This window comes from Allobranchiibius sp. GilTou73 (genome assembly GCF_021391335.1).
In the GTDB taxonomy this organism is placed as follows: Bacteria; Actinomycetota; Actinomycetes; order Actinomycetales; family Dermatophilaceae; genus Allobranchiibius; species Allobranchiibius huperziae.
On record NZ_CP090051.1, the window covers coordinates 1779233 to 1799734 of the forward strand.

Sequence of the window (20502 nt, forward strand, 5' to 3'; positions counted from 1 at the left end):
CGCGGCTGTCGGTGCGCTGCGGCAGGATTGCCCGGGTGAGTGAGGAACCGGTGCCTGCCGACGACGTCGCCAGCGGCATCCCCGACGATGCCCGGCACGAGTGGACCCAGGTGGCCGAGGAGGTCCGCGCCCACCAGTTCGCCTATCACGTGCGGGACGCGCCCACCGTCAGCGACGGCGAGTACGACGCGCTGGTCCGGCGGCTGAACGAGCTGGAGGAGGCCTACCCCCCGCTGCGCACACCGGACAGCCCCACCCAGCAGGTCGGAGCGACGTACAGCACCGACTTCACGCCCGTCGACCACGTCGAGCGGATGCTGAGCCTGGACAACGCGTTCAGTGCCGAGGAGATGGCCGCGTGGGCCACGCGAGTGGAGCGCGACGCGGGCGGCGCCGACGTGCACTACCTGTGCGAGTTGAAGATCGACGGCCTGGCGATCAACCTGCTCTACGAGGACGGCCGCCTCACGCGCGGTGTCACCCGCGGCGACGGCCGCACCGGGGAGGACGTCACCCTCAACGTGCGCACCGTCGAGGGGATCCCGCACACCCTGTCCGGCGGCGAGGTCGAGGTGCCCGAGCTGGTGGAGGTGCGCGGCGAGGTGTTCTTCCCCGTCGAGGCGTTCACGGCGCTGAACGAGCGGCTGGTCGAGCAGGGCAAGGCGCCGTTCGCCAACCCCCGCAACGCCGCCGCCGGGTCGCTGCGGCAGAAGGATCCCAAGGTCACCGCGACCCGACCGCTGCGGATGCTGGTGCACGGCATCGGCGCGCGGCGCGGCTTCGACATCGCCCGGCAGAGCGAGGCCTACGACCTGCTCGGCGCCTGGGGCCTCCCGGTGTCCACGCACTACCGCGTGGTCGACACCCCCGAGCAGGTGCAGGACTACATCGAGTGGGCCGGCAGTCACCGGCACTCCGTCGAGCACGAGCTGGACGGCGTCGTGGTCAAGGTCGACGAGGTGCCGGTGCAGCGCGCGCTCGGCGCGACGTCGCGGGCGCCGCGGTGGGCGATCGCGTTCAAGTACCCGCCCGAGGAGGTCAACACCAAGCTGCTGGACATCCAGGTCAACGTCGGGCGCACCGGGCGCGTGACGCCGTTCGGGGTGATGCGGCCGGTGAAGGTGGCCGGGTCCACGGTCGAGATGGCCACCTTGCACAACGCCTCGGAGGTACGCCGCAAGGGCGTGCTCATCGGCGACACCGTCGTGCTGCGCAAGGCCGGCGACGTCATCCCCGAGATCGTCGGGCCGGTGGCGGAGCTGCGCGACGGCAGCGAGCGCGAGTTCGAGATGCCGACCGACTGCCCGTCGTGCGGCACACCGCTGGCCTACGAGCGCGATGGCGACAAGGACATCCGGTGTCCGAACGCGCGATCCTGCCCGTCGCAGTTGCGGGAGCGGCTGTTCGGGCTCGCCGCCCGCGGTGGTTTCGACATCGAGGCGCTGGGCTGGGAGGGGGCCACCGCGCTGTTGGACGCCGGGGTCCTGCAGGACGAGTCGACCCTGTTCCGCCTGACGCGCGAGCAGCTGGTGCGCGTCGACCTCTACACCCGCGCCGCGAAGAAGAACGATCCGCCCGAGACCGTGGTCGATGGGAAGGTACTGTCCGCCAACGGCATTCGGCTCATCGACAACCTGGAGACGGCCAAGGCGCAGCCGCTCTGGCGGGTGCTGGTCGCCCTGTCCATCCGGCACGTCGGACCCACCGCGGCGCGGGCGCTGGCGGGGGAGTTCGGGTCGATGGACGCCATCAGGGAGGCCACGCAGGAGCAGCTGGCCGCGACCGACGGTGTCGGGCCGGTGATCGCGCAGGCCGTCGTCGAGTGGTTTGCGGTCGACTGGCACCTCCAGATCGTGCAGCGGTGGGCGCAGGACGGCGTCCGCATGGCCGACGAGGTCGACGCGTCCATCGACCGGACCCTCGAGGGCCTGACCGTCGTGGTCACGGGCTCGCTGGAGGGTTTCTCGCGCGACGAGAGCAAGGAGGCGATCATCGTGCGCGGCGGCAAGGCCAGCGGTTCGGTCTCCAAGAAGACCGACTTCGTCGTGGTGGGCGCCAACGCCGGCACCAAGGCGACCAAGGCCGAGGACCTCGGACTGACGATCCTGGACGAGACCGGTTTCCGCACCCTGTTGGAGCAGGGCGCCGACGCGGTGCGTCCCTCTCCGGCCGACGCGGATGACTGAGACGACTCTCGCCGAGGGCGACCTGCTGGCCGCGGTCCTCGTGCACGTCGACCGTGCGCTCGACGGAATGCTCACGACGGTCCGGCGGCTGGGGGACGAGCGCGTCAACGCCCCGACCGGGCTGCCGGCGGGCAACACCGCGTTCCAGCTGGTGCGGCACTGCTGTGGGGTGCTGGAGTTCTGGGGCGGGCGGGTGCTCGCGGACCGGCCGATCGAGCGGGACCGTGTCGCTGAGTTCGAGTCGGCGGGCACGGTCGCCGAGCTGGTCGAGCTCGTCGGCGTGCACCGTGACCGGTTCCGCGCCGACCTCGCGGACTTCGACGGCCCCGCCCAGCCGGTCGGTCCGCTGCGCGAGCGCGACCTCGACCGCGACGAGTTGCGCACCCAGGCCGGCATCCTGCTGCACGTCTACGAGGAGCTCGCCCAGCACCGCGGCCACCTCGACCTGACCGCCGACATCGTCACCGCCGGCGGTCTCTCGTAGGGTCGGGCTCGACTCCACCCCACCCGAACGAAGGATCGTTGATGGCACTGCCCGACGTCGTTGTCGAAGGATCGGTCGCGCTGGTGACCGGCGCAGCCGGTGGGATGGGCGAGCACATCGCCCGCGGCCTCGCCCGGCGGGGCGCGCACGTCGTGCTCCTGGACCGCGACGAGACCGGGCTGGCGCGTGTCGCCCAGGAGATCGGGCGCGAGAGCCCGTCGGTGCGCGTCACGACGTACGTCGTCGACCTGGCCGACCGAGCCGGCACCGACACGCTGATCGCGCGCGTCGTGAGCGCCCACCCCGACGTCAACCTGCTCTTCAACAACGCCGGCGTCGCGCTCGGCGGCCGCTTCGTGCAGACCTCCGAGCAGGACTTCGAGTGGCTGCTTGAGATCAACCTGCTCGCCCCGATCCGGATCACCCGCGCGCTGCTGCCGATCCTGATCGAGAACGGGAACGCCCACGTGGTCAACACGTCCTCGCTCTTCGGGCTCGTCGCGCCTCCCGGCCAGACGGCGTACAGCACCAGCAAGTTCGGGCTGCGCGGCTTCTCCGAGTCGTTGCGCCACGAGCTGGCCGAGGAGGACCTGCCCGTCGGCGTCACCGTCGTGCACCCTGGCGGCATCCGCACCAACATCGCCGTGAACGCGCGGGTGGCCGCCGGCGTCGACGAGGCCGAGAGTGCTGCGCAGAAGAAGTCGTTCGCGGCGATGCTCAGCTATCCCGCCGACCGCGCGGCCGAGGACATCATCGAGGCGACGATCAACCGCCGACCGCGGCTGCTGATCGGGCAGGACGCCAAGGCCCTCGACGTGATGGCCCGCACCCGCCCGGCCGGCTACTGGAAGCTGATGAAGGCCTCGATGGCAGCGGTCGCCAAGCGCAAGGCGAAGACGGCGTGAACCCGACGTACGAGACCATCCGCTACGAGGTGGCCGACAGCATCGCGACCGTCACCCTCGACCGCCCCGACGCCCTCAACGCCTTCACCGTCACGATGGCGAACGAGCTCATCGACGTCTTCGGGCGCGCCGGTCGCGACGACGAGGCGCGCGCGGTCATCGTCACCGGGGCCGGACGCGCGTTCTGTGCGGGCATGGATCTGTCGGTGGGCGGCAACGTCTTCGGACTCGACGGCTCGATGAGCCCGACCCCGGCCGACCTGGTCGAGCGGTTCGAGGATCCGGCCGTGGTGGACGGCGTACGCGACACCGGCGGCCGGGTCGCGCTCGCGATCTACGACTGCCCCAAACCGGTCATCGCCGCGATCAACGGTGCCGCGGTCGGGGTCGGGGCCACGATGACCTGCGCCATGGACTTCCGGCTGGCCTCGACCAAGGCACGGATCGGCTTCGTCTTCGGCAGGATCGGGATCGTCCCCGAGGCGTGCTCGACGTGGTTCCTGCCGCGCATCGTCGGCATCCAGCAGGCCCTGGAGTGGGCCTACTCCGCGGACATCCTCACCGCGCAGGAGGCGCAGGACGGCGGACTGGTGCGCTCGGTGCACGAGCCGGACGAGCTGCTCGCCGCGGCCAAGGCCCTGGCGCACCGGTTCACCGACGACCGCAGCCCGGTCGCCGTGGCACTCACGCGCCAGATGATGTACCGCAACGCGGCGACGTCGCATCCGCGCGAGGCGCACCGAGCGGAGTCGCTCGCGATGTTCTGGACCAGCGAGGGCGACGGCCAGGAGGGGGTCGCCTCGTTCCTGGAGAAGCGCGCGCCGCGCTTCGCCGGATCCGCCTCCGACCTGCCCGACGTCTTCCCGACCGACTGAGCCTTCCCATCGGGGGGTGGGGAAGGCATCGAGAGGTGGGCCTCTTTCCCCACCCTCGCCGACCGCCCCACCCCTCGACGGGGACGGGCGGGCATACCGGCGGGTACCGCAGCGTTGGACCGGGCATGAGCGACGTGACGATCTACTGGCGGCCCGGCTGCGGCTACTGCTCCCGACTGCGCTCGAGCCTCGGCTCGGCCGCCGACAAGGCGACCTGGCGCAACATCTGGGAGGACGACGAGGCGCGCCGGTACGTCGCGGGTGTCAACAACGGCAACGAGATCGTCCCGACCGTCGTCATCGCGGGTGCCGCGCACACCAACCCCGACCCGGACGTGGTGCTCACCGCCCTCGCGAGCTGAGCCTCCGGCGAACGGCCGAGAGCCCCGCACGGGCTCCGGCACGGCCGCGCCGGTCGCCGACGGGGGCACCCATAGACTGGCTCCCATGCCTGAGTTGTCCCGCGCGGAGGTCGCGCACGTCGCGATGCTCGCCCGTATCCAGTTGACCGACGACGAGCTGGACAAGCTCGCCGGGCAGCTGGACCAGATCGTCGGATTCGTCGCCACCGTGGGTGAGATCGCGGCCGACGACATCCCCCCGATGTCGCATCCCCTGCCGCTGGTCAACGTCACCCGGCCGGACGTCGTACGCCCCAGCCTGAGCTCGGGCGACGCCCTGGCCGGTGCCCCCGACGCCCAGGCCGGCCGCTTCGCCGTCCCCCGCATCCTCGACGAAGAGTGAGTCCCTTCTCCGTGTCTTCTCCGTCCTCCTCCTCACCCCACGACATCATCCGGCGCGGTGCCGCCGAGCTCGGTGCCGCCATCGCCGACGGCAGCCTGTCCAGCGTCGAGGTCACCCGGGCGCACCTGGACCGGATCGCCGAGGTCGACGACGCCGTCCACGCGTTCCTGCACGTCGACGCCGAGGGTGCGCTCGCAGCCGCCCGAGCCGCCGACGAGGCGCGCGCCGCGGGCGAGTCCCGGTCGCCGCTGGCCGGAGTGCCGATCGCGGTCAAGGACATCGTGGCCACCAAGGGTCTGCCCACCACCGCCGGCAGCCGGATCCTGCAGGGCTGGATCCCGCCGTACGACGCCACCATCACCACCCGGCTGCGCGTCGCGGGTCTGCCGATCCTGGGCAAGACCAACATGGACGAGTTCGCCATGGGCAGCTCCACGGAGCACTCGGCGTACGGCCCCACCCACAACCCGTGGGACCTGGACCGGATCCCGGGCGGTTCCGGCGGCGGGTCCTCGGCGGCGGTCGCCGCGTTCGAGGCGCCGCTCGCGATCGGCACCGACACGGGCGGCTCCATCCGCCAGCCCGCCGCGGTCACCGGCACGGTCGGCACCAAACCGACGTACGGCGGTGTGTCCCGCTACGGACTCATCGCGCTCGCCAGCTCGCTGGACCAGGCCGGACCCTGCACCCGCTCGGTGCTCGACGCCGCGCTGCTGCACGAGATCATCGGCGGTTACGACGAGATGGACTCCACCTCCATCGACGCGCCGGTGCCCGGTGTCGTCGAGGCGGCCCGCCGCGGCGACGTCTCGGGGCTGCGGATCGGCGTCGTGGACGAGATCTCCGGTGAGGGCTTCCAGTCCGGCGTGCGTGCGCGGTTCGAGGAATCGCTGAAGCTGCTTGAGGCCCGCGGGGCCGAGATCGTGCACGTCGCGTGCCCCAGCTTCGTCAAGGGTCTCGCGGCGTACTACCTGATCCTGCCCAGCGAGGCGTCCTCCAACCTCGCCAAGTTCGACGCCATGCGCTACGGCCTGCGGGTCGGCCCGCAGGGCGTGGACAGCCCCAGCGCCGAGCAGGTCATGGCCGCCACCCGGGACGCCGGATTCGGCGAGGAGGTCAAGCGCCGGATCATCCTCGGCACCTACGCCCTGTCCGCCGGCTACTACGACGCCTACTACGGCCAGGCGCAGAAGGTGCGCACGCTCATCGCCCGCGACTTCGCGGCGGCGTTCGAGCAGGCCGACGTGCTCGTGACTCCCACCGCGCCCACCACGGCGTTCAAGCTGGGGGAGAAGCTCGAGGACCCGATGGCGATGTACCTGAACGACGTGGCGACCATCCCGGCCAACCTCGCCGGGGTGCCGGGCATGTCGATCCCCAACGGCCTGGCCGAGGACGGACTGCCGAGCGGCTTCCAGATCCTCGCCCCGGCCACCCGCGACGACCGTCTCTACGAGGTCGGCGCGGCGCTCGAGGCGGCCCTGCTGGAGCAGTGGGGCGTGCCGATCCTCGACCAGGCACCGGCGCTCCCGGTGCGGGAGGTGACCCGATGAGTGTGCTGGACGCCGTCGTCGACTACGACGACGCGATTGCTCGGTACGACCCGGTGATGGGCCTGGAGGTCCACGTCGAGCTCAACACCGAGACCAAGATGTTCTGCGGCTGCGCGACCGGTTTCGGCGCCGAGCCCAACTCGCAGGTCTGCCCGGTCTGCCTGGGCCTGCCGGGCGCGCTGCCGGTGGTCAACGCCGCGGCGGTCGAGTCGGCCATCCGGATCGGTCTCGCACTCAACTGCTCGATCGCGCCCTGGTGCCGCTTCGCCCGGAAGAACTACTTCTACCCGGACATGACCAAGAACTTCCAGACCAGCCAGTACGACGAGCCGATCGCCTTCGACGGGTACCTCGACGTGGAGATCCCGACCGCGAACGGCGACGGCACAGAGATCTTCCGCGTGGAGATCGAACGCGCCCACATGGAGGAGGACAGCGGCAAGTCGCTGCACGTCGGCGGCTCCACCGGCCGCATCCAGGGCGCGGAGTACTCCCTTGTGGACTACAACCGCGCGGGCGTGCCGCTGATCGAGATCGTCACCCGCCCGGTGCGCGGTGCCGGCGAGCGGGCACCCGAGGTGGCCAAGGCGTACGTCGCCGCGCTGCGCGACCTGCTCAAGGCACTCGGCGTCAGCGACGTGCGGATGGAGCAGGGGTCGGTGCGCTGCGACGCCAACGTGTCGCTCATGCCCCGAGGCGAGGACGAGCTGGGCACCCGCACCGAGACCAAGAACGTGAACTCGCTGCGGTCCATCGAGCGGGCCATCCGCTATGAGATCAGCCGTCACGCGGCGGTGCTGGACTCCGGGGCCGCCATCCAGCAGGAGACCCGGCACTGGCACGAGGACACCGGGGTGACGACCTCCGGACGGCCCAAGTCCGACGCCGACGACTACCGCTACTTCCCCGAGCCCGACCTGGTGCCCGTCGCACCGTCGAGCGAGTACGTCGAGCAGCTGCGCGGGACGCTCCCGGAGCCTCCCGACCAGCGCCGCAAGCGACTGCAGAAGGACTGGGGCTACACGGATCTGGAGATGCGCGACGTACTCAACGCGGGTGCGACCGAGCTGATCGAGCAGACCGTGGCCGACGGTGCGAGTCCGGCCGCGGCCCGCAAGTGGTGGACCGGGGAGATCTCCCGGCGCGCCAACGCCGAGGGGCGCGCGATCGACGACTTCGGCGTGACGCCGGCGCACATCGCCGAGCTGTCCGGCCTGGTGGCCTCGGGCCGCCTCAACGACGCGATGGCCCGGCAGGTGCTCGACGGCGTCCTGGCCGGCGAGGGCACGCCGACCCAGGTTGCGGACGCTCGCGGGCTCGCGCTGGCGCAGGACGACGGCGCCCTGGAAGCAGCGGTCGACAAGGTCATCGCCGCCAACGAGGCCGTCGCCGCGAAGGTGCGCGAGGGCAAGCTCAACGCGGCCGGGGCACTGATCGGCGGCGTGATGAAGGAGATGCGGGGTCAGGCGGACGCGGCACGCGCCCGTGAGCTGATCCTGGCTCGGTTGACCTGACCCCGGCGGGCAGCCCGCCTCGCGGTGGCACGCCCCACCACGAGAGGCGGACGGCATGGAACGACCCGGTCTGATCACGCAGTTGGGCATGGCCCGCTCCTTCATCAAGGACGTCTACGTCGCGAGGGCGAAGACCGAGTACGGCGCACGGGTGCTGCGCGCTCCCGTCGCGCGGGCCATCACCTGGCCGGGTCGGCTTGACCCCTACCCGTACTTCGACCAGGTCCGAGACCAGGCGCCGTTGTCGCCGTCGCCGCGCGAGCCGAACGTGCACCTCAGCGCCACCCACGACGTGTGCAAGCACATCCTGAAGAGCCGGGAGTTCGGCGTCGGCGGCCGCACCATCGTCGGCAAGGACGAGGTCGAGTTCAGCATGTCGCTGCTGGAGATGGACCCGCCCGAGCACACCCGCCTGCGCCGGGTCGCCGCTCCCGCGTTCACGCCCCGTCGGCTCACCGCGTACGGCACGACGATCGAGAAGACCGTGCACGAGCGGCTGGACGCCGTGCCTCCCGGCGCGTCCTTCGACCTGATCCGCCAGCTGGCGGGTCCGCTGCCGATCCGCATCATCTCCGAGCTGATCGGCGTGCCGGAGGCCGACGACGGCCTCTTCCTGCGCTGGGGGACCGCCCTCGGCAGCGCCCTCGAAGGGGTGCACTCGCTGCGGCACGCGCAGCAGGTGCTGAGCGCCAAGCTCGGCCTGGACGCGATGTTCGAGCGACTGGTGCAGGAGCGCCGGGCCGATCCGCGCGACGACATGCTCTCGATGCTCGTCGCCGAGGAGGGTGGCGCGGTGCGGCCCGAGGAGATCCTGCCGCTGTGCACCCTGCTGCTCGTCGCGGGTTTCGAGACGACCGTCAACCTGATCGGCAACGCCGTGCTCGCGCTGATGCGCAACCCGGACCAGTGGGAGTTGCTGGCCGGCGACCCCGCGACGTACGCGCCCAGGGTGGTCGAGGAGACCCTGCGCTACGACCCCCCGATCCAGTTCACCGACCGGGTCGCGTTGCAGGACAGCACCATCGGCGGGTACGACGTGCCTGCCGGTGACCGGGTGCTGTGCATCCTGGCGGGCGCGAACCGGGACCCCGCGCGGTTCGCCCGGCCGAACTTCTTCGACATCACCCGCACCGACAACTCCGACCACCTGGCGTTCTCCGGGGGTGTGCACTACTGCGTAGGAGCGCCGCTGGCGCGTCTGGAGGCCGAGGTCGCTCTGCAGGTGCTCGCCGAGCGGATGCCCACGCTGCACTTCGCGGCGAAACCGAAGCGACGCAACAGCGTCACCATCCGAGGGCTGCGCTCGCTGCCCGTCACGGCAGGAGCCTGATGGACCCGGTCGTTTCCCTCCCGGACCAGGACTGGGTCGACGCGCTCTGCGACGTCCCCGGTGTGGAGCTCGTCACCTGGGACATGGAGGACGCGCCGCCCCGCGACGACATCGCGCTGGCCGTGCCGCCCTACATGCGGGCCGGACGACGCCAACTCGGGCACCTGCAGCAGTGTCCGCAGTTGCGGGCCGTGCAGCTGGTCACGGCGGGATACGAGCACGTGCAGCCTCACCTGCCCGAGGGGGTCCAGCTCGCCAACGGCGCCGGGATCCACGACACCTCGACCGCCGAACTCGCCGTCGGACTCGCCCTCGCGTCGTTGCGCGGGATCCCGGAGGCGACGCGTGCGGGGGAGCAGGGCAGGTGGACGTCCCTGAACGGCCGCCGGTCGCTCGCCGACCGACACGTCCTGATCCTCGGATACGGCTCGATCGGCACCGCGATCGCGCGGCGTCTGCAGCCGTTCGAGGTCTCGCTCACCGCCGTCGCCTCGCGGGCGCGCGCTGGCGACGAACTCGTCGACACGATCCACGGCACCGACGAGCTGCCCGATCTGCTGCCGCACCACGACGTCGTGATCGTGGTCGTGCCGCTCTCGGAGGCGACCCGCCGGATGGTGGACGCGGACTTCCTGCACGCGCTGCCGGACGGCGCGCTGGTCGTCAACGTCGCGCGCGGCGGGGTCGTCGACACCGACGCCCTCGTCCGGGAGTGTGCGGCAGGCCGGCTCACCGCCGCCCTCGACGTCACCGACCCGGAGCCCCTGCCGGACGGGCACCCCGTCTGGACGACGCCGGGGATGCTCGTGACCCCGCACGTCGGGGGTGCGACCACCGCGTTCGTGCCTCGCGCCCTGGACTTCCTGCGCCGCGAGCTCACCCGATTCGGCAAGGGCGAGGACCTGTCCCACGTGGTCGCCACCGGCTGACCCGATGGCGCCCGAGGGGGAGACCGGCGAGGGGAGTGCCCAGCGGACCGGTCGCGGTGGCCTCTGGTACGTCGCCGTCCTGCTCGCCGCGGCCGTGGTCGTGCTCGCGATCCAGGCCCTGCTGACCATCGCCTACGTCGGACTCTCCGGAGACCACGCCGGTCGCGGCCCGAAGGTGCTCGTGGTCAGCGCGGACCGTGGTGTGGCCGGGGGGATCGCCAACCGCCTGAACGCGCTCGACGGACATCCGCTGCGCGCGTTCGTCGCCTCCGACCGCGCAGCCGCCGAGAGCGAACTCGCGGACGGCGACGCGTCGGCAGTATTCGTCTTCACCCCGGATCAACCCTCCGACGCGATCCTCACCGACTCCGCGGCCGGTGCGGCCGACGCCGCCGCGTCGACCGCGATCCTGCGAGCGGACGAAGCCGCCCAGGGACGCGCTGCCGCCGTCCGGGACGTCGCGCCCACCCAGCCCGGCGACCCGCGCGGGCAGGTGAGCGGCTACCTCGTGCTGTGCCAGTCCGTCAGCGGTTTCCTCATCGCCGCCGCCTTCGGGGCGTGGCTGCACGGCCGGCGAGCTGGCTTCTCCCGTCTGCGTCGGACCCTGCTCGCCGCCATCGTCTTCTCGCTCGGGTCGGGGGCGTTCGGGGCCTGGCTGGTCCTCTCGGTGACCCGTTCGCTCAGCGCGCCGTGGCTTCCGCTCGCGCTCGCCGGCGCCCTGGTCGCCGGGGTGAGCGCGGTCCTGACGTTCGCCGCCATCGGAGTCTTCGGGCCGGGCGGCGCGGTGCTCCCGGCCCTGATGCTGGCGACGTTCAGCGGACCGTACGCCGCGTCCGACGCCTCGCTGCCCGCGATCACCCGGGCCGTCGTCCACCAGCTGCCCGGCGGCGCCGGCGTGGACCTGGTGCGGGACGTCGTGTACTTCCATCGCGATCACGCACTGCGGCCGGCGGGCACTCTCGGCTGGTGGCTGCTCGGCGGGCTGCTGGTGATGTTCCTGGCGGGCGCCAATGCCCGGCGGGTGGGCGATCCGCCGCCCGATCCCGCACAGTGACATGCTCGGTGGCATGACGACCGACCGCCACCGACTCGTCCTTATCCGACACGCCCAGGCCGCCAGCGGCGATGCCGACACCCCGGACCACGACCGTCCGCTCACCGATCGCGGGCACCAGGACGCGGCCGCCCTCGGGCGCTGGCTCAAGGATGCCGACATCCGGCCCCAGGAGACCCGTTGCTCCACGGCCACCCGCACGCGCGAGACCTGGGCGGCCGTCGTCGAGGCGGCCGCGATCGGCGCCATCGTCGAGCACGACCAGCGGATCTACAACGCCGACCCGTCCGCGCTGCTCGAGGTCCTGCACGAGGCGGACCCCAAGGCCGAGACGGTCGTGATGGTCGGGCACGCCCCCGGCATACCCCACTTCGCCGCGAGCCTGGCCGACGGTCAGGGCGACGCGGAGGCCCTGGAGGAGCTCGAGCGGGGATACCCGACGTGCACGGTCGCCGTGCTGGATATCGATGGCGAGTGGGACCAGCTCGCGAGCGGCGGGGCGCAGCTACGAGCTGTACACACCGCTCGCGCCGACTGAGGCCTCAGGGCTCTCGATCGGCGCCACCAGCGACCGCTCGGGCCGGGGGCCAGGCGCTGCCGGGGTGGCTCGGGTGTCTCTGTCACCCCGGACAGGCATGGCAGGCATGCCGAAGCGGTGCGCGAGGAAGAAACGCATCCGCGCATTGTTCAGGCTGGATCACGGCGTACGACGAGCCGTCGCGCCATGCGGACAGGGCCCTGCAGCGATGCCGACCGTGGCGCAGGTGAGCCCGGGAGACACACGTCGGCCTGCGTCCCTCGGACCGACCTGCGCCGGTGTCAGCGGCGGGCGCGAGTTCAGCGGGTGAGCCGGGCGAGCGCGGTGACCATGTGCTCCACCGCGACGTCCCAGTCCAAGATGTGCTGGTCGACGATGAGCATGGCGCATCCGTGTAGTCCGGCCCACAGCGCGCTTGCGTCGCTCTCGGCGTCGGGACTGACCGAGTCGCCGGCGTCGATGCAGGCCTGGATGCCGTCGATCAGCACATGGAACGCGCGCATCCCCGGGTCGTCATCGGCCTTCAACTCATCGGTCATGGTACGGAAGCTCCCGAACAGCAGCCGGTACCGGTGCGGTGACTGCTCGGCGTACCTGAGGTACGCCGAGCAGCCTTGGCGTAGGCGGCTGACCGGGTCCTGCTGTCCGGCCTCGATGGCGCGCTGCGCGAAGAGTCGGAGTTCATCGAAGGATTCGTCGATCAGGGCGAGCACGATGGCGTCCCGGTCCGGGAAGTGCGCATAGATCGACGGGGCGGAGATCCCCACCTCGCGGGCGACCGCACGCAGGGTGATCGCTTCGTCGCGACCCTCCCGGTCGAGGATCCGGCCCGCCGCGGCCACGATCTCCGGTCGCAGGGCCGCGCCCTGCCCGCGTGGGTTGCGTGGTCGGTCGATCGTCGTCATGAGGTGACTTTACAAGTGTTAGTTCAAGGAGTAAAACTTACATACGTAAGGCAACAGACGTTAACTTTCCAAGGAGCATCCGATGAGCGTCACCGCCAACCCCGCCGCGGGCCACCCGCGACGCCGACAGGTGCTGGGCGTCATGTGCCTGTCGCTGCTGATCGTCGTCGTGGACAACACCGTCCTCAACACCGCACTGCCGTCGCTGGCCAAGGCCCTGCACGCCTCCAGCACGGATCTCCAATGGATCACCGACGGCTACACGCTGGCGTTCGCCGCCCTGCTGATCGTGGCCGGCGCGCTCGGCGACCGGTTCGGACGACGCGGCGCCCTCCTGCTCGGCCTGACGATCTTCGGCGCGGGCTCAGTCGCGGCGGCACTGTCCGGGAGCGCGGAGGCGCTGATCGCCTGCCGGGCCGTGATGGGTGTCGGCGGGGCGTTCGTCATGCCGGCGACGCTGTCCATCCTCACCAGCGTCTTCCCGGCCAAGGAACGCGCCGGCGCGATCGCAGCGTGGTCCGGGGTCGCCGGCATCGCCATCGTCGTCGGACCCACCCTCGGAGGCTTCCTGCTGGAGCACTTCTCCTGGAGTTCGGTCTTCTGGATCAACGTGCCGCTCGTCGCGGTGGCCCTGGTCGCCGTGGTCACCGTCGTGCCGACGATGTCGCCGCAGGTGAGCGCGACCGGACGACGCCCGCGCCTGGACGTCGGCGGTGCGGTGCTGTCCGCACTCGGCATGCTGGCGCTGATCGACGCGGTGATCGAGGCAGGGGACCGAGGATGGACCGCCCGTCTCACGCTCGCCGAACTGGTCGGTGCCGCAGTGTTGTTCGCGGCATTCATCGCCCGAGAGCTCACCGCCGCGGACCCGCTCATCGACGTGCGCATCTTCGCGAACCGCGCCTTCTCGGCCGCTGCCGGGTCGGTGGCCCTGATCTTCTTCGCGCTGTTCGGATCGTTGTTCGGCCTCACCCAGTACCTGCAGCTGGTGCACGGCTACAGCCCGCTGTCGGCGGGCCTTCGCGCGTTGCCGTTCGCCGCCGCGGTGTTGGTGGCGGCACCGCTCAGCAGCCCGTTGGCAGCCCGGCTGGGCGCTCGGATCGTCATCCCTGCAGGACTCCTCTTCATGGGAGCGGGTCTGCTGTCGCTGTACGACCTCACCCCCACCACCGGGGTCGTGCACGTCTCCGTCGGAGTGGCGCTGATGGGCACCGGCATGGGGCTCGCCCTCGCGCCTGCCGGGGAGTCGATCATGAGTGTGCTGCCCGAGCGCGAGCGCGGGGTGGGCAGTGCCGTGAACGACACCGTGCAGGAGCTGGGCGGCAGTCTCGGCGTGGCCGTCATCGGCAGCCTCGTGACGGCGGCGTACCGGACGAACTTCACGTCTGCCGCGGCGGACGCCCACCTGCCGGGCGCGATCGTGCAGCCCGCCCGAGGATCGATTGCGGCGGCGGATGCGACTGCGGCGCAGGCCGGTCCGTACGCCGCGAGCGTGACCGATGCGGCGCACCAGGCGTTCACCAACGCCATGACGCACGGATTCCTCGTCGCCGCTCTCGTCGCGGTCGCCGGTGCGGCGCTCACGGCGTGGGCGTTGCCGGGGCGGGCCGACCGCCGTCCGGCGAAGCACGCCGCGACCGAGGCCGCCCCCCAGATCGGCGAGGCCGTTCCCGTCTCGTCCTGACCGGCGGCCGTATGTGCGGCGGGAGGAGGTGTGCACGGTGAGACCCCTTGGGCGGGTCGACGGTGGGCACCTCCTCCCGCTTCACACCGACACCGCCCGTGGAGGCCCCCGCCTACTCTGAGGTGTGCCGAACGAACCCCTGCAGTCAGAGCGTGGGCGAGACCTGGAGCGACTGCTCACCTTCATCGACGCGATCGTCGCCATCGCGATCACCCTGCTCGTGCTGCCGCTGGCGGATCTTGCCTCCGGGGTCACCGGGTCAGGGTCCGTGGCCGATCTCCTGCGGGTCCACCAGGCGCAGATCTGGTCCTTCCTGCTCAGCTTCGCGGTGATCGCCCGGCTCTGGTTCGCCCAGCACCGCGCCGTGCGTCACCTGCAGGATGCGGACGCGACGGTGTCGTGGCTGCTCGTCCTCTGGACGCTCACGATCGTCTTCCTGCCCTTCCCGACCGCGCTGGTCGCCGAAGCGGGTCATCAGGCCGTCGTCAAGGTCCTCTACATCGGCACGATCACGGTGAGCATGGTCGTCATCGGTCTGACCGTCCGCACCATTCGGCGCCGACCGTCTCTGGCCGACGGGGTGGGCCTGCCCCAGATGGAGCCGTCGGTGGTGAGTGCGGTGCTGCTCGGGGTTGCTCTGGTCATCACCCTGGCGATCCCTGCCACGACCTACTACCCGTTGCTGCTCCTGATGACCGAGTCGTGGGTGCTTCGGGCCTACGACGCGGTGGCCGCCCGCAGGTCGGCACGGCGTACGACGCACGAGGACGACGCCGAGCCCCCCGTACCGGACGCCGCCGCCGGGTCTGAGACCGTGCGGCGGGTGGCCGGCCCGGCGGAATAAGCTGCCGGGCATGTCTGGGACACCTGATCTGAAGCCCCGCAGCCGCGACGTCACCGACGGCCTGGAGAAGACCGCCTCCCGAGGGATGCTGCGCGCGGTCGGGATGGGCGACGAGGACTGGGCCAAGCCGCAGATCGGCGTGGCCAGCTCCTGGAACGAGATCACGCCCTGCAACCTCTCGCTCGACCGGCTCGCGAAGGCGTCCAAGGACGGCGTGCACGCCGCCGGCGGCTACCCGCTGGAGTTCGGCACCATCAGCGTCTCCGACGGCATCTCGATGGGCCACGAGGGGATGCACTTCTCGCTGGTCAGCCGCGAGATCATCGCCGACTCCGTCGAGACGGTGGTCAGCGCCGAACGTCTCGACGGCACTGTGCTTCTCGCGGGATGCGACAAGTCGCTGCCCGGCATGCTGATGGCTGCCGCACGCCTCGATCTGGCCAGTGTCTTCCTCTACGCCGGCTCGATCCTGCCGGGCATCGCGAAGCTGTCGGACGGCACCGAGAAGCAGGTCACGATCATCGACGCGTTCGAGGCGGTCGGTGCCTGCGCTGCGGGTCTGATGAGCCGCGCGGACGTTGACACCATCGAACGCGCCATCTGCCCGGGCGAGGGTGCCTGCGGTGGCATGTACACCGCCAACACGATGGCGTCCGTCGCCGAGGCCATCGGAATGTCGCTGCCCGGCAGCGCCGCACCGCCGGCGACGGACCGGCGCCGCGACGGGTTCGCCCGCAAGTCCGGTGAGGCCGTCGTGGAGATGCTGCGCCGAGGCATCACCGCGCGCGACATCATGACCAAGGAGGCGTTCGAGAACGCCATCGCCGTGGTGATGGCGTTCGGCGGGTCCACCAACGCGGTGCTGCACCTGCTGGCGATCGCGCACGAAGCCGACGTCGACCTGTCGATCGAGGACTTCCAGCGGATCGGGTCCCGGGTGCCGCACCTGGCCGACGTGAAGCCGTTCGGCAGCTACGTGATGACCGACATCGACAAGGTCGGCGGGGTGCCCGTCGTCATGCGTGCGCTGCTCGACGCCGGGCTGATGAACGGCGACTGCCTGACCGTCACCGGGCGCACCATGGCCCAGAACCTCGCCGACGTGCCGCCGCCGGACATCGACGGCAAGGTCATCCGCGCGATGAACGAACCCATCCACCGCACCGGCGGACTGACGATCCTCAAGGGCTCGCTCGCACCGGAGGGCGCGGTCGTGAAGTCCGCCGGCTTCGACAGCGACGTGTTCGAGGGGACGGCACGGGTCTTCGACGGCGAACGCGCCGCGATGGACGCCGTGTCCGAGGGCTCGCTGAAGCCGAAGGACGTCGTCGTCATCCGGTACGAGGGACCCAAGGGCGGCCCGGGCATGCGCGAGATGCTCGCCGTGACCGGTGCCATCAAGGGCGCCGGGCTGGGCAAGGACGTGCTCCTGCTGACCGACGGTCGCTTCTCCGGAGGCACCACCGGCCTGTGCGTCGGGCACGTCGCGCCCGAGGCGGTGGACGAGGGACCCATCGCCTTCGTGCACGACGGCGACCCGATCCGGCTCGACGTGGCAGGGGGCACCCTCGACCTGCTCGTCGACGAGGATGAGATGGCGCGTCGGCGTACGGCGGGCGTCACCCACCCCGAGCCCAAGTACACCCGCGGCGTGCTGGCCAAGTACCGCCGTCTGGTCGGTTCGGCCAGCAACGGGGCTGTCTGCGACTGACCGCCCCGGTCCGGAGAGGCTCTCCCCGCGCGGTTGACCCCCTGCGAGGCGTCGATCCTGGTGACTGCGCTCGTGCAGCACGCGGTCGTCTTCGACGGACTCTCCAAAGCCTTCGGCGGCCGGGTGGCGGTGGATCGACTGTCCCTGCAGATCCCGGTCGGGTCCGTCTGCGGGGTGCTGGGGCCGAACGGCGCAGGCAAGACCACCTCGATGCTCATGGCGAGCGGGCTTCTGCGCCCCGACGCGGGGCGCGTGCAGGTGCTCGGCCACGACGTCTGGGCCGATCCGGTGGCGGCGAAGGCGTTGTTCGGTGTCGCGCCGGACGGCCTGCGGCTCTTCGACAGCCTGAGCGCGCAGGAATTGCTGCGCTTCGTCGGTGAGTTGCGCTCGATGCCCGGCCCGGTGATCGCCGAGCGCGCTGCCGAGCTGTTGCACGTGCTCGGACTGGCCGACGCCGCCAACGTGGTGGTCGCCGACTTCTCCGCCGGCATGACCAAGAAGATCGGGCTTGCCTGCGCGATGCTCCACGCGCCGCGCGTGCTGATCCTGGACGAGCCGTTCGAGTCCGTCGATCCGGTGTCCGCGCAGACGATGCGCGCGGTCATCGCCCGGTACGTCGCAGGCGGCGGCACGGTGGTCATGTCAAGCCACGTGATGGAGCTGGTCGAGGCCGTCTGCGATCACGTCGCGGTCATCGTCGGCGGGCGGGCGCTCGCCGCGGGGCGCACGTCCGACGTACAGGGCGGCATGAGCCTGCACGAGCGGTTCCTGCAGTTGGCGGGGGTGGGCGCGGACGAGCTCGGAAGCGGGTTGCAGTGGCTGCAGTCCTGATCCGGCTCAAACTGACGATCCTGCGTCGGTCCCTCGGCCGGGACACCTCACGGTTGGTCAGCTATCTGATCGGAGCGATCGTCGCGGCGATCCTGGTGATGGGATCCTTGCCCCTGGCGGTGGGTCTGCGTGCCGGGTCGGTGACCGACGCGTCCGGTGCCGTCGCGGCGATGAGCACCGTGACTCTGCTCTGGATGCTCGCTCCATTGCTGATGGCGGGAGTGGACCGCACGCTGGACGCCGGTGCCTTCTCGGTGCTGCCGCTCGGCGCCCGCCGCCTCATCCCCGGACTGACGTTGGCCGCGCTGGTCGGCATACCGGGCGCAGTCACCGCGGCGTTGGCCCTCGAACAGGTGCTGGTGTGGAGCCGGTCGGTGCCCGCGACGCTCGCCGCGATCGTCGCGGCTTTCCTCGGCGCCGCCACCTGCGTGGTGCTGTCGCGGATGGTCACCTCCGTGATCGCCCGGTCGCTATGGAGACGGCGCGCGCGCTTTCTCGTGACCATGGTGCTGCCGCTGATCTACCTCGCTCCGTTGGTGCTCGACCAGTTCCTCGAGCGCAGGAGGTCCAGCCACGGGTCCGCCGCTGCGCACCACGCGGCGACCGTCGCGGAGTGGACCCCGTTCGGATGGGCCTGGGCCGTCCCATGGGAGGTCGCCCGCGGCGCGTACGCCGATGCGCTGCTCCACCTCGCACTCGCCACCGCGTTGTTGCTGACCCTCGTCGTGCTCTGGGAACGGGTGCTCGACGTCGAACTGACGACCACCGCACCCAGGCAGGCGGGGACGGTGCGCGTCTCGCGCGCCCCGTCGAGGCGGTCCCGTCCCCTGACCGCGATCGCCCGGCGGCGGCTGCTCGGCTGGCGCCGCGACCCACGCCTCACCATGCAGGCCGTCTCGCTCATCGCGGTGTCGGTCCTCCCCGTCTTGCCGGCCCTGATCAGCTCGGGCGGTAGCCATCCGTCCGGACTGCTCCCTCTGGCTCTGTCCTCCGTCATGGCCGGGGTGCTGATAGCGAACGACCTCGCCTACGACGGCACGGCGTGGTGGATGCAGGTCGTTGCCGGCGTACCCGGCTGGGTCGACCGAGCCGGCCGCGCTCTCGCGATCGGCGTGAGCATCCTCGTCTTCGACGCCCTGGTGTCGGTCCTGCAGATCGCCGTCGGGGCACACACCGCCTGGCTGGCGGTCAGCGGGCCGTTGGTCGGTGGGCTGCTGATCTCCCTCGGCCTCGGCGCAGCAATGGGAGCGTTGGACCCGGGCCAGGCGACGCGCCGAGGCGCGAACCCGTTCGCGGGCAACGCGGGGGGCGGCGCCCGAGGGTGCCTCACCGCCGCCGTGATGTTCGTCGTACCCGCGGTCCTGGTCGCGCCGGTGATCGTCGGGGCCGTCCTCGCCCGGCACTCGGCCATCGCGGAGTGCGTGGTGCTCGCGGCAGCACTGATCTGGGGCTCCGGCGGGCTCGGGATCGGGATCTGGTGGGGCGGGCGACGACTGGACCGGGGAGCACCGGAGATGCTGGGCAAGCTGCGCAAGTTCGCCTGAACCACCCTGAAGGGGACGCGGTGCATGCGGCACAGTGGTCGCATGACTTCCATCGCCATCTTCGGCGGCCACGGCAAGGTCGCACTCACGCTGTCCCGGCTCCTGGTGGCCGCGGGCCACGACGTCCGCTCGATCTTCCGTAACGAGGACCACGTGCCCGATGTCGTCGCGACCGGCGCCACACCTGTGGTCGCCGACCTGGAGACTTCTGACGTCCCCGCGATGGCCGAGCTGCTGCACGGCGTCGAGGCGGTCGTCTGGACCGCGGGCGCCGGTGGCGGCAGTGAGGCACGCACCTACGCGGTCGACCGCGACGCCGCGATCCGCAGCATGAACGCCACGGTCTCGGCCGGGGCTACGCGCTACGTGATGGTGTCCTACTTCGGAGCCGGTCCCGATCACGGTGTGCCGCACGACAACTCCTTCTTCGCGTACGCCGAGGCGAAGGCGGCCGCGGACGAATACCTGCGGGGGACCGGGCTCGACTGGACCATCCTCGGGCCCAGCTCGCTGACCGACGACGAGCCGACCAGCCGCATCGAGATCAACGACGGCTCCGCGAGGGGCGGCTCGGTCGACCGCGCCGACGTGGCCGCCGTCATCGCCGGCGTCCTGGAGCTTCCTGCGTCGTACGGCCGGATCATCGATTTCAACAACGGACCCACCCCGATCGGCGAGGCCCTCGAAGGTCTGTGACCCCCACGGTTGTCAGCGGATTACTGGTGCCGATGCCGGTAATCCGCTGACAATCGGGAGGCGTTCTCGAATGATGAGACGTCGGTCTCACATTGTTGACGGTGCTGCGAGCCGGTTGCAGACTGTTGACGTGGCCCGAATTCTCGTACTTGTGAGGCACGCCCGCTGACATCCC

Annotated in this window: 19 protein-coding genes; 18 read left to right on the forward strand and 1 reads right to left on the reverse strand. The window is 71.1% G+C overall.

From position 1 onward, the window contains the following. Positions 1–35: 35 nt before the first annotated feature. The 12 genes from ligA to LVQ62_RS09000 all read left to right on the forward strand — a co-directional run bounded on the left by ligA (position 36) and on the right by LVQ62_RS09000 (position 12112). A complete protein-coding gene (ligA, locus tag LVQ62_RS08945; protein WP_233760973.1) occupies positions 36–2186 on the forward strand; it encodes an NAD-dependent DNA ligase LigA in 2151 nt (716 codons plus the stop codon). After that, positions 2179–2670, forward strand: coding sequence for a DUF664 domain-containing protein (locus LVQ62_RS08950; protein ID WP_233760975.1), 492 nt, complete (start codon positions 2179–2181; stop codon positions 2668–2670). Before ligA ends, LVQ62_RS08950 begins: the two co-directional genes overlap by 8 nt. Positions 2671–2711: 41 nt before the next feature. Then, positions 2712–3575, forward strand: a complete 864-nt coding sequence (locus tag LVQ62_RS08955; protein WP_208053042.1) for an SDR family oxidoreductase — start codon at positions 2712–2714, stop codon at positions 3573–3575. Beyond that, a complete protein-coding gene (locus LVQ62_RS08960; RefSeq protein ID WP_208053043.1) occupies positions 3572–4450 on the forward strand; it encodes a crotonase/enoyl-CoA hydratase family protein in 879 nt (292 codons plus the stop codon). The genes LVQ62_RS08955 and LVQ62_RS08960 overlap by 4 nt, the downstream gene beginning before the upstream one ends. A 125-nt stretch (positions 4451–4575) precedes the next feature. Then, positions 4576–4812: a glutaredoxin domain-containing protein gene (locus LVQ62_RS08965; RefSeq protein ID WP_208053044.1), complete on the forward strand. Its 237-nt coding sequence runs from the start codon at positions 4576–4578 to the stop codon at positions 4810–4812. Positions 4813–4897: 85 nt separating this feature from the next. Further along, the gene (gene gatC / locus LVQ62_RS08970; protein ID WP_179481909.1) at positions 4898–5194 is read left to right on the forward strand and encodes an Asp-tRNA(Asn)/Glu-tRNA(Gln) amidotransferase subunit GatC; all 297 of its coding nucleotides are present in this window, start codon (positions 4898–4900) and stop codon (positions 5192–5194) included. Between the two features lie 11 nt (positions 5195–5205). Continuing rightward, positions 5206–6747 (forward strand): Asp-tRNA(Asn)/Glu-tRNA(Gln) amidotransferase subunit GatA, encoded by a 1542-nt coding sequence (gene gatA / locus LVQ62_RS08975; protein WP_233760977.1) that lies wholly within the window; start codon positions 5206–5208, stop codon positions 6745–6747. Further along, positions 6744–8261 carry an Asp-tRNA(Asn)/Glu-tRNA(Gln) amidotransferase subunit GatB gene (gene gatB, locus LVQ62_RS08980; RefSeq protein ID WP_233760979.1) on the forward strand — a complete coding sequence of 506 codons (1518 nt, stop codon included), beginning with the start codon at positions 6744–6746 and terminating at the stop codon, positions 8259–8261. Before gatA ends, gatB begins: the two co-directional genes overlap by 4 nt. 55 nt (positions 8262–8316) lie before the next feature. Next, positions 8317–9591, forward strand: coding sequence for a cytochrome P450 (locus LVQ62_RS08985; RefSeq protein ID WP_208053047.1), 1275 nt, complete (start codon positions 8317–8319; stop codon positions 9589–9591). Further along, positions 9591–10520 (forward strand): 2-hydroxyacid dehydrogenase, encoded by a 930-nt coding sequence (locus tag LVQ62_RS08990; RefSeq protein WP_233760981.1) that lies wholly within the window; start codon positions 9591–9593, stop codon positions 10518–10520. The genes LVQ62_RS08985 and LVQ62_RS08990 overlap by 1 nt, the downstream gene beginning before the upstream one ends. A 4-nt stretch (positions 10521–10524) precedes the next feature. Beyond that, positions 10525–11574 (forward strand): hypothetical protein, encoded by a 1050-nt coding sequence (locus tag LVQ62_RS08995; RefSeq protein WP_233760983.1) that lies wholly within the window; start codon positions 10525–10527, stop codon positions 11572–11574. A 13-nt stretch (positions 11575–11587) separates the two neighbouring features. Beyond that, positions 11588–12112 carry a histidine phosphatase family protein gene (locus tag LVQ62_RS09000; RefSeq protein WP_179481898.1) on the forward strand — a complete coding sequence of 175 codons (525 nt, stop codon included), beginning with the start codon at positions 11588–11590 and terminating at the stop codon, positions 12110–12112. A 299-nt stretch (positions 12113–12411) separates the two neighbouring features. On the opposite strand, the gene LVQ62_RS09005 is transcribed toward LVQ62_RS09000, so the two are convergent. Next, positions 12412–13017, reverse strand: a complete 606-nt coding sequence (locus LVQ62_RS09005; RefSeq protein WP_233760991.1) for a TetR/AcrR family transcriptional regulator — start codon at positions 13015–13017, stop codon at positions 12412–12414. Between the two features lie 82 nt (positions 13018–13099). Between LVQ62_RS09005 and LVQ62_RS09010 the strand changes: the two genes are divergently transcribed. The 6 genes from LVQ62_RS09010 (at position 13100) to LVQ62_RS09035 (ending at position 20327) form a co-directional block, all read left to right on the forward strand. After that, positions 13100–14701 (forward strand): MFS transporter, encoded by a 1602-nt coding sequence (locus LVQ62_RS09010; RefSeq protein ID WP_233760993.1) that lies wholly within the window; start codon positions 13100–13102, stop codon positions 14699–14701. 124 nt (positions 14702–14825) lie between these two features. Further along, on the forward strand, positions 14826–15545 hold the full coding sequence (locus tag LVQ62_RS09015) for a TMEM175 family protein (protein WP_233760995.1): 720 nt from the start codon (positions 14826–14828) through the stop codon (positions 15543–15545). Positions 15546–15555: 10 nt separating this feature from the next. Then, positions 15556–17256: a dihydroxy-acid dehydratase gene (gene ilvD, locus LVQ62_RS09020; protein WP_233760997.1), complete on the forward strand. Its 1701-nt coding sequence runs from the start codon at positions 15556–15558 to the stop codon at positions 17254–17256. Positions 17257–17316: 60 nt separating this feature from the next. Further along, positions 17317–18087, forward strand: coding sequence for an ABC transporter ATP-binding protein (locus LVQ62_RS09025; RefSeq protein WP_233760999.1), 771 nt, complete (start codon positions 17317–17319; stop codon positions 18085–18087). Next, positions 18072–19631 (forward strand): hypothetical protein, encoded by a 1560-nt coding sequence (locus LVQ62_RS09030; protein ID WP_233761001.1) that lies wholly within the window; start codon positions 18072–18074, stop codon positions 19629–19631. Before LVQ62_RS09025 ends, LVQ62_RS09030 begins: the two co-directional genes overlap by 16 nt. A gap of 42 nt (positions 19632–19673) precedes the next feature. Beyond that, positions 19674–20327, forward strand: a complete 654-nt coding sequence (locus LVQ62_RS09035) for an NAD(P)H-binding protein (RefSeq protein ID WP_233761003.1) — start codon at positions 19674–19676, stop codon at positions 20325–20327. The last annotated feature ends 175 nt before the right edge of the window (positions 20328–20502 follow it).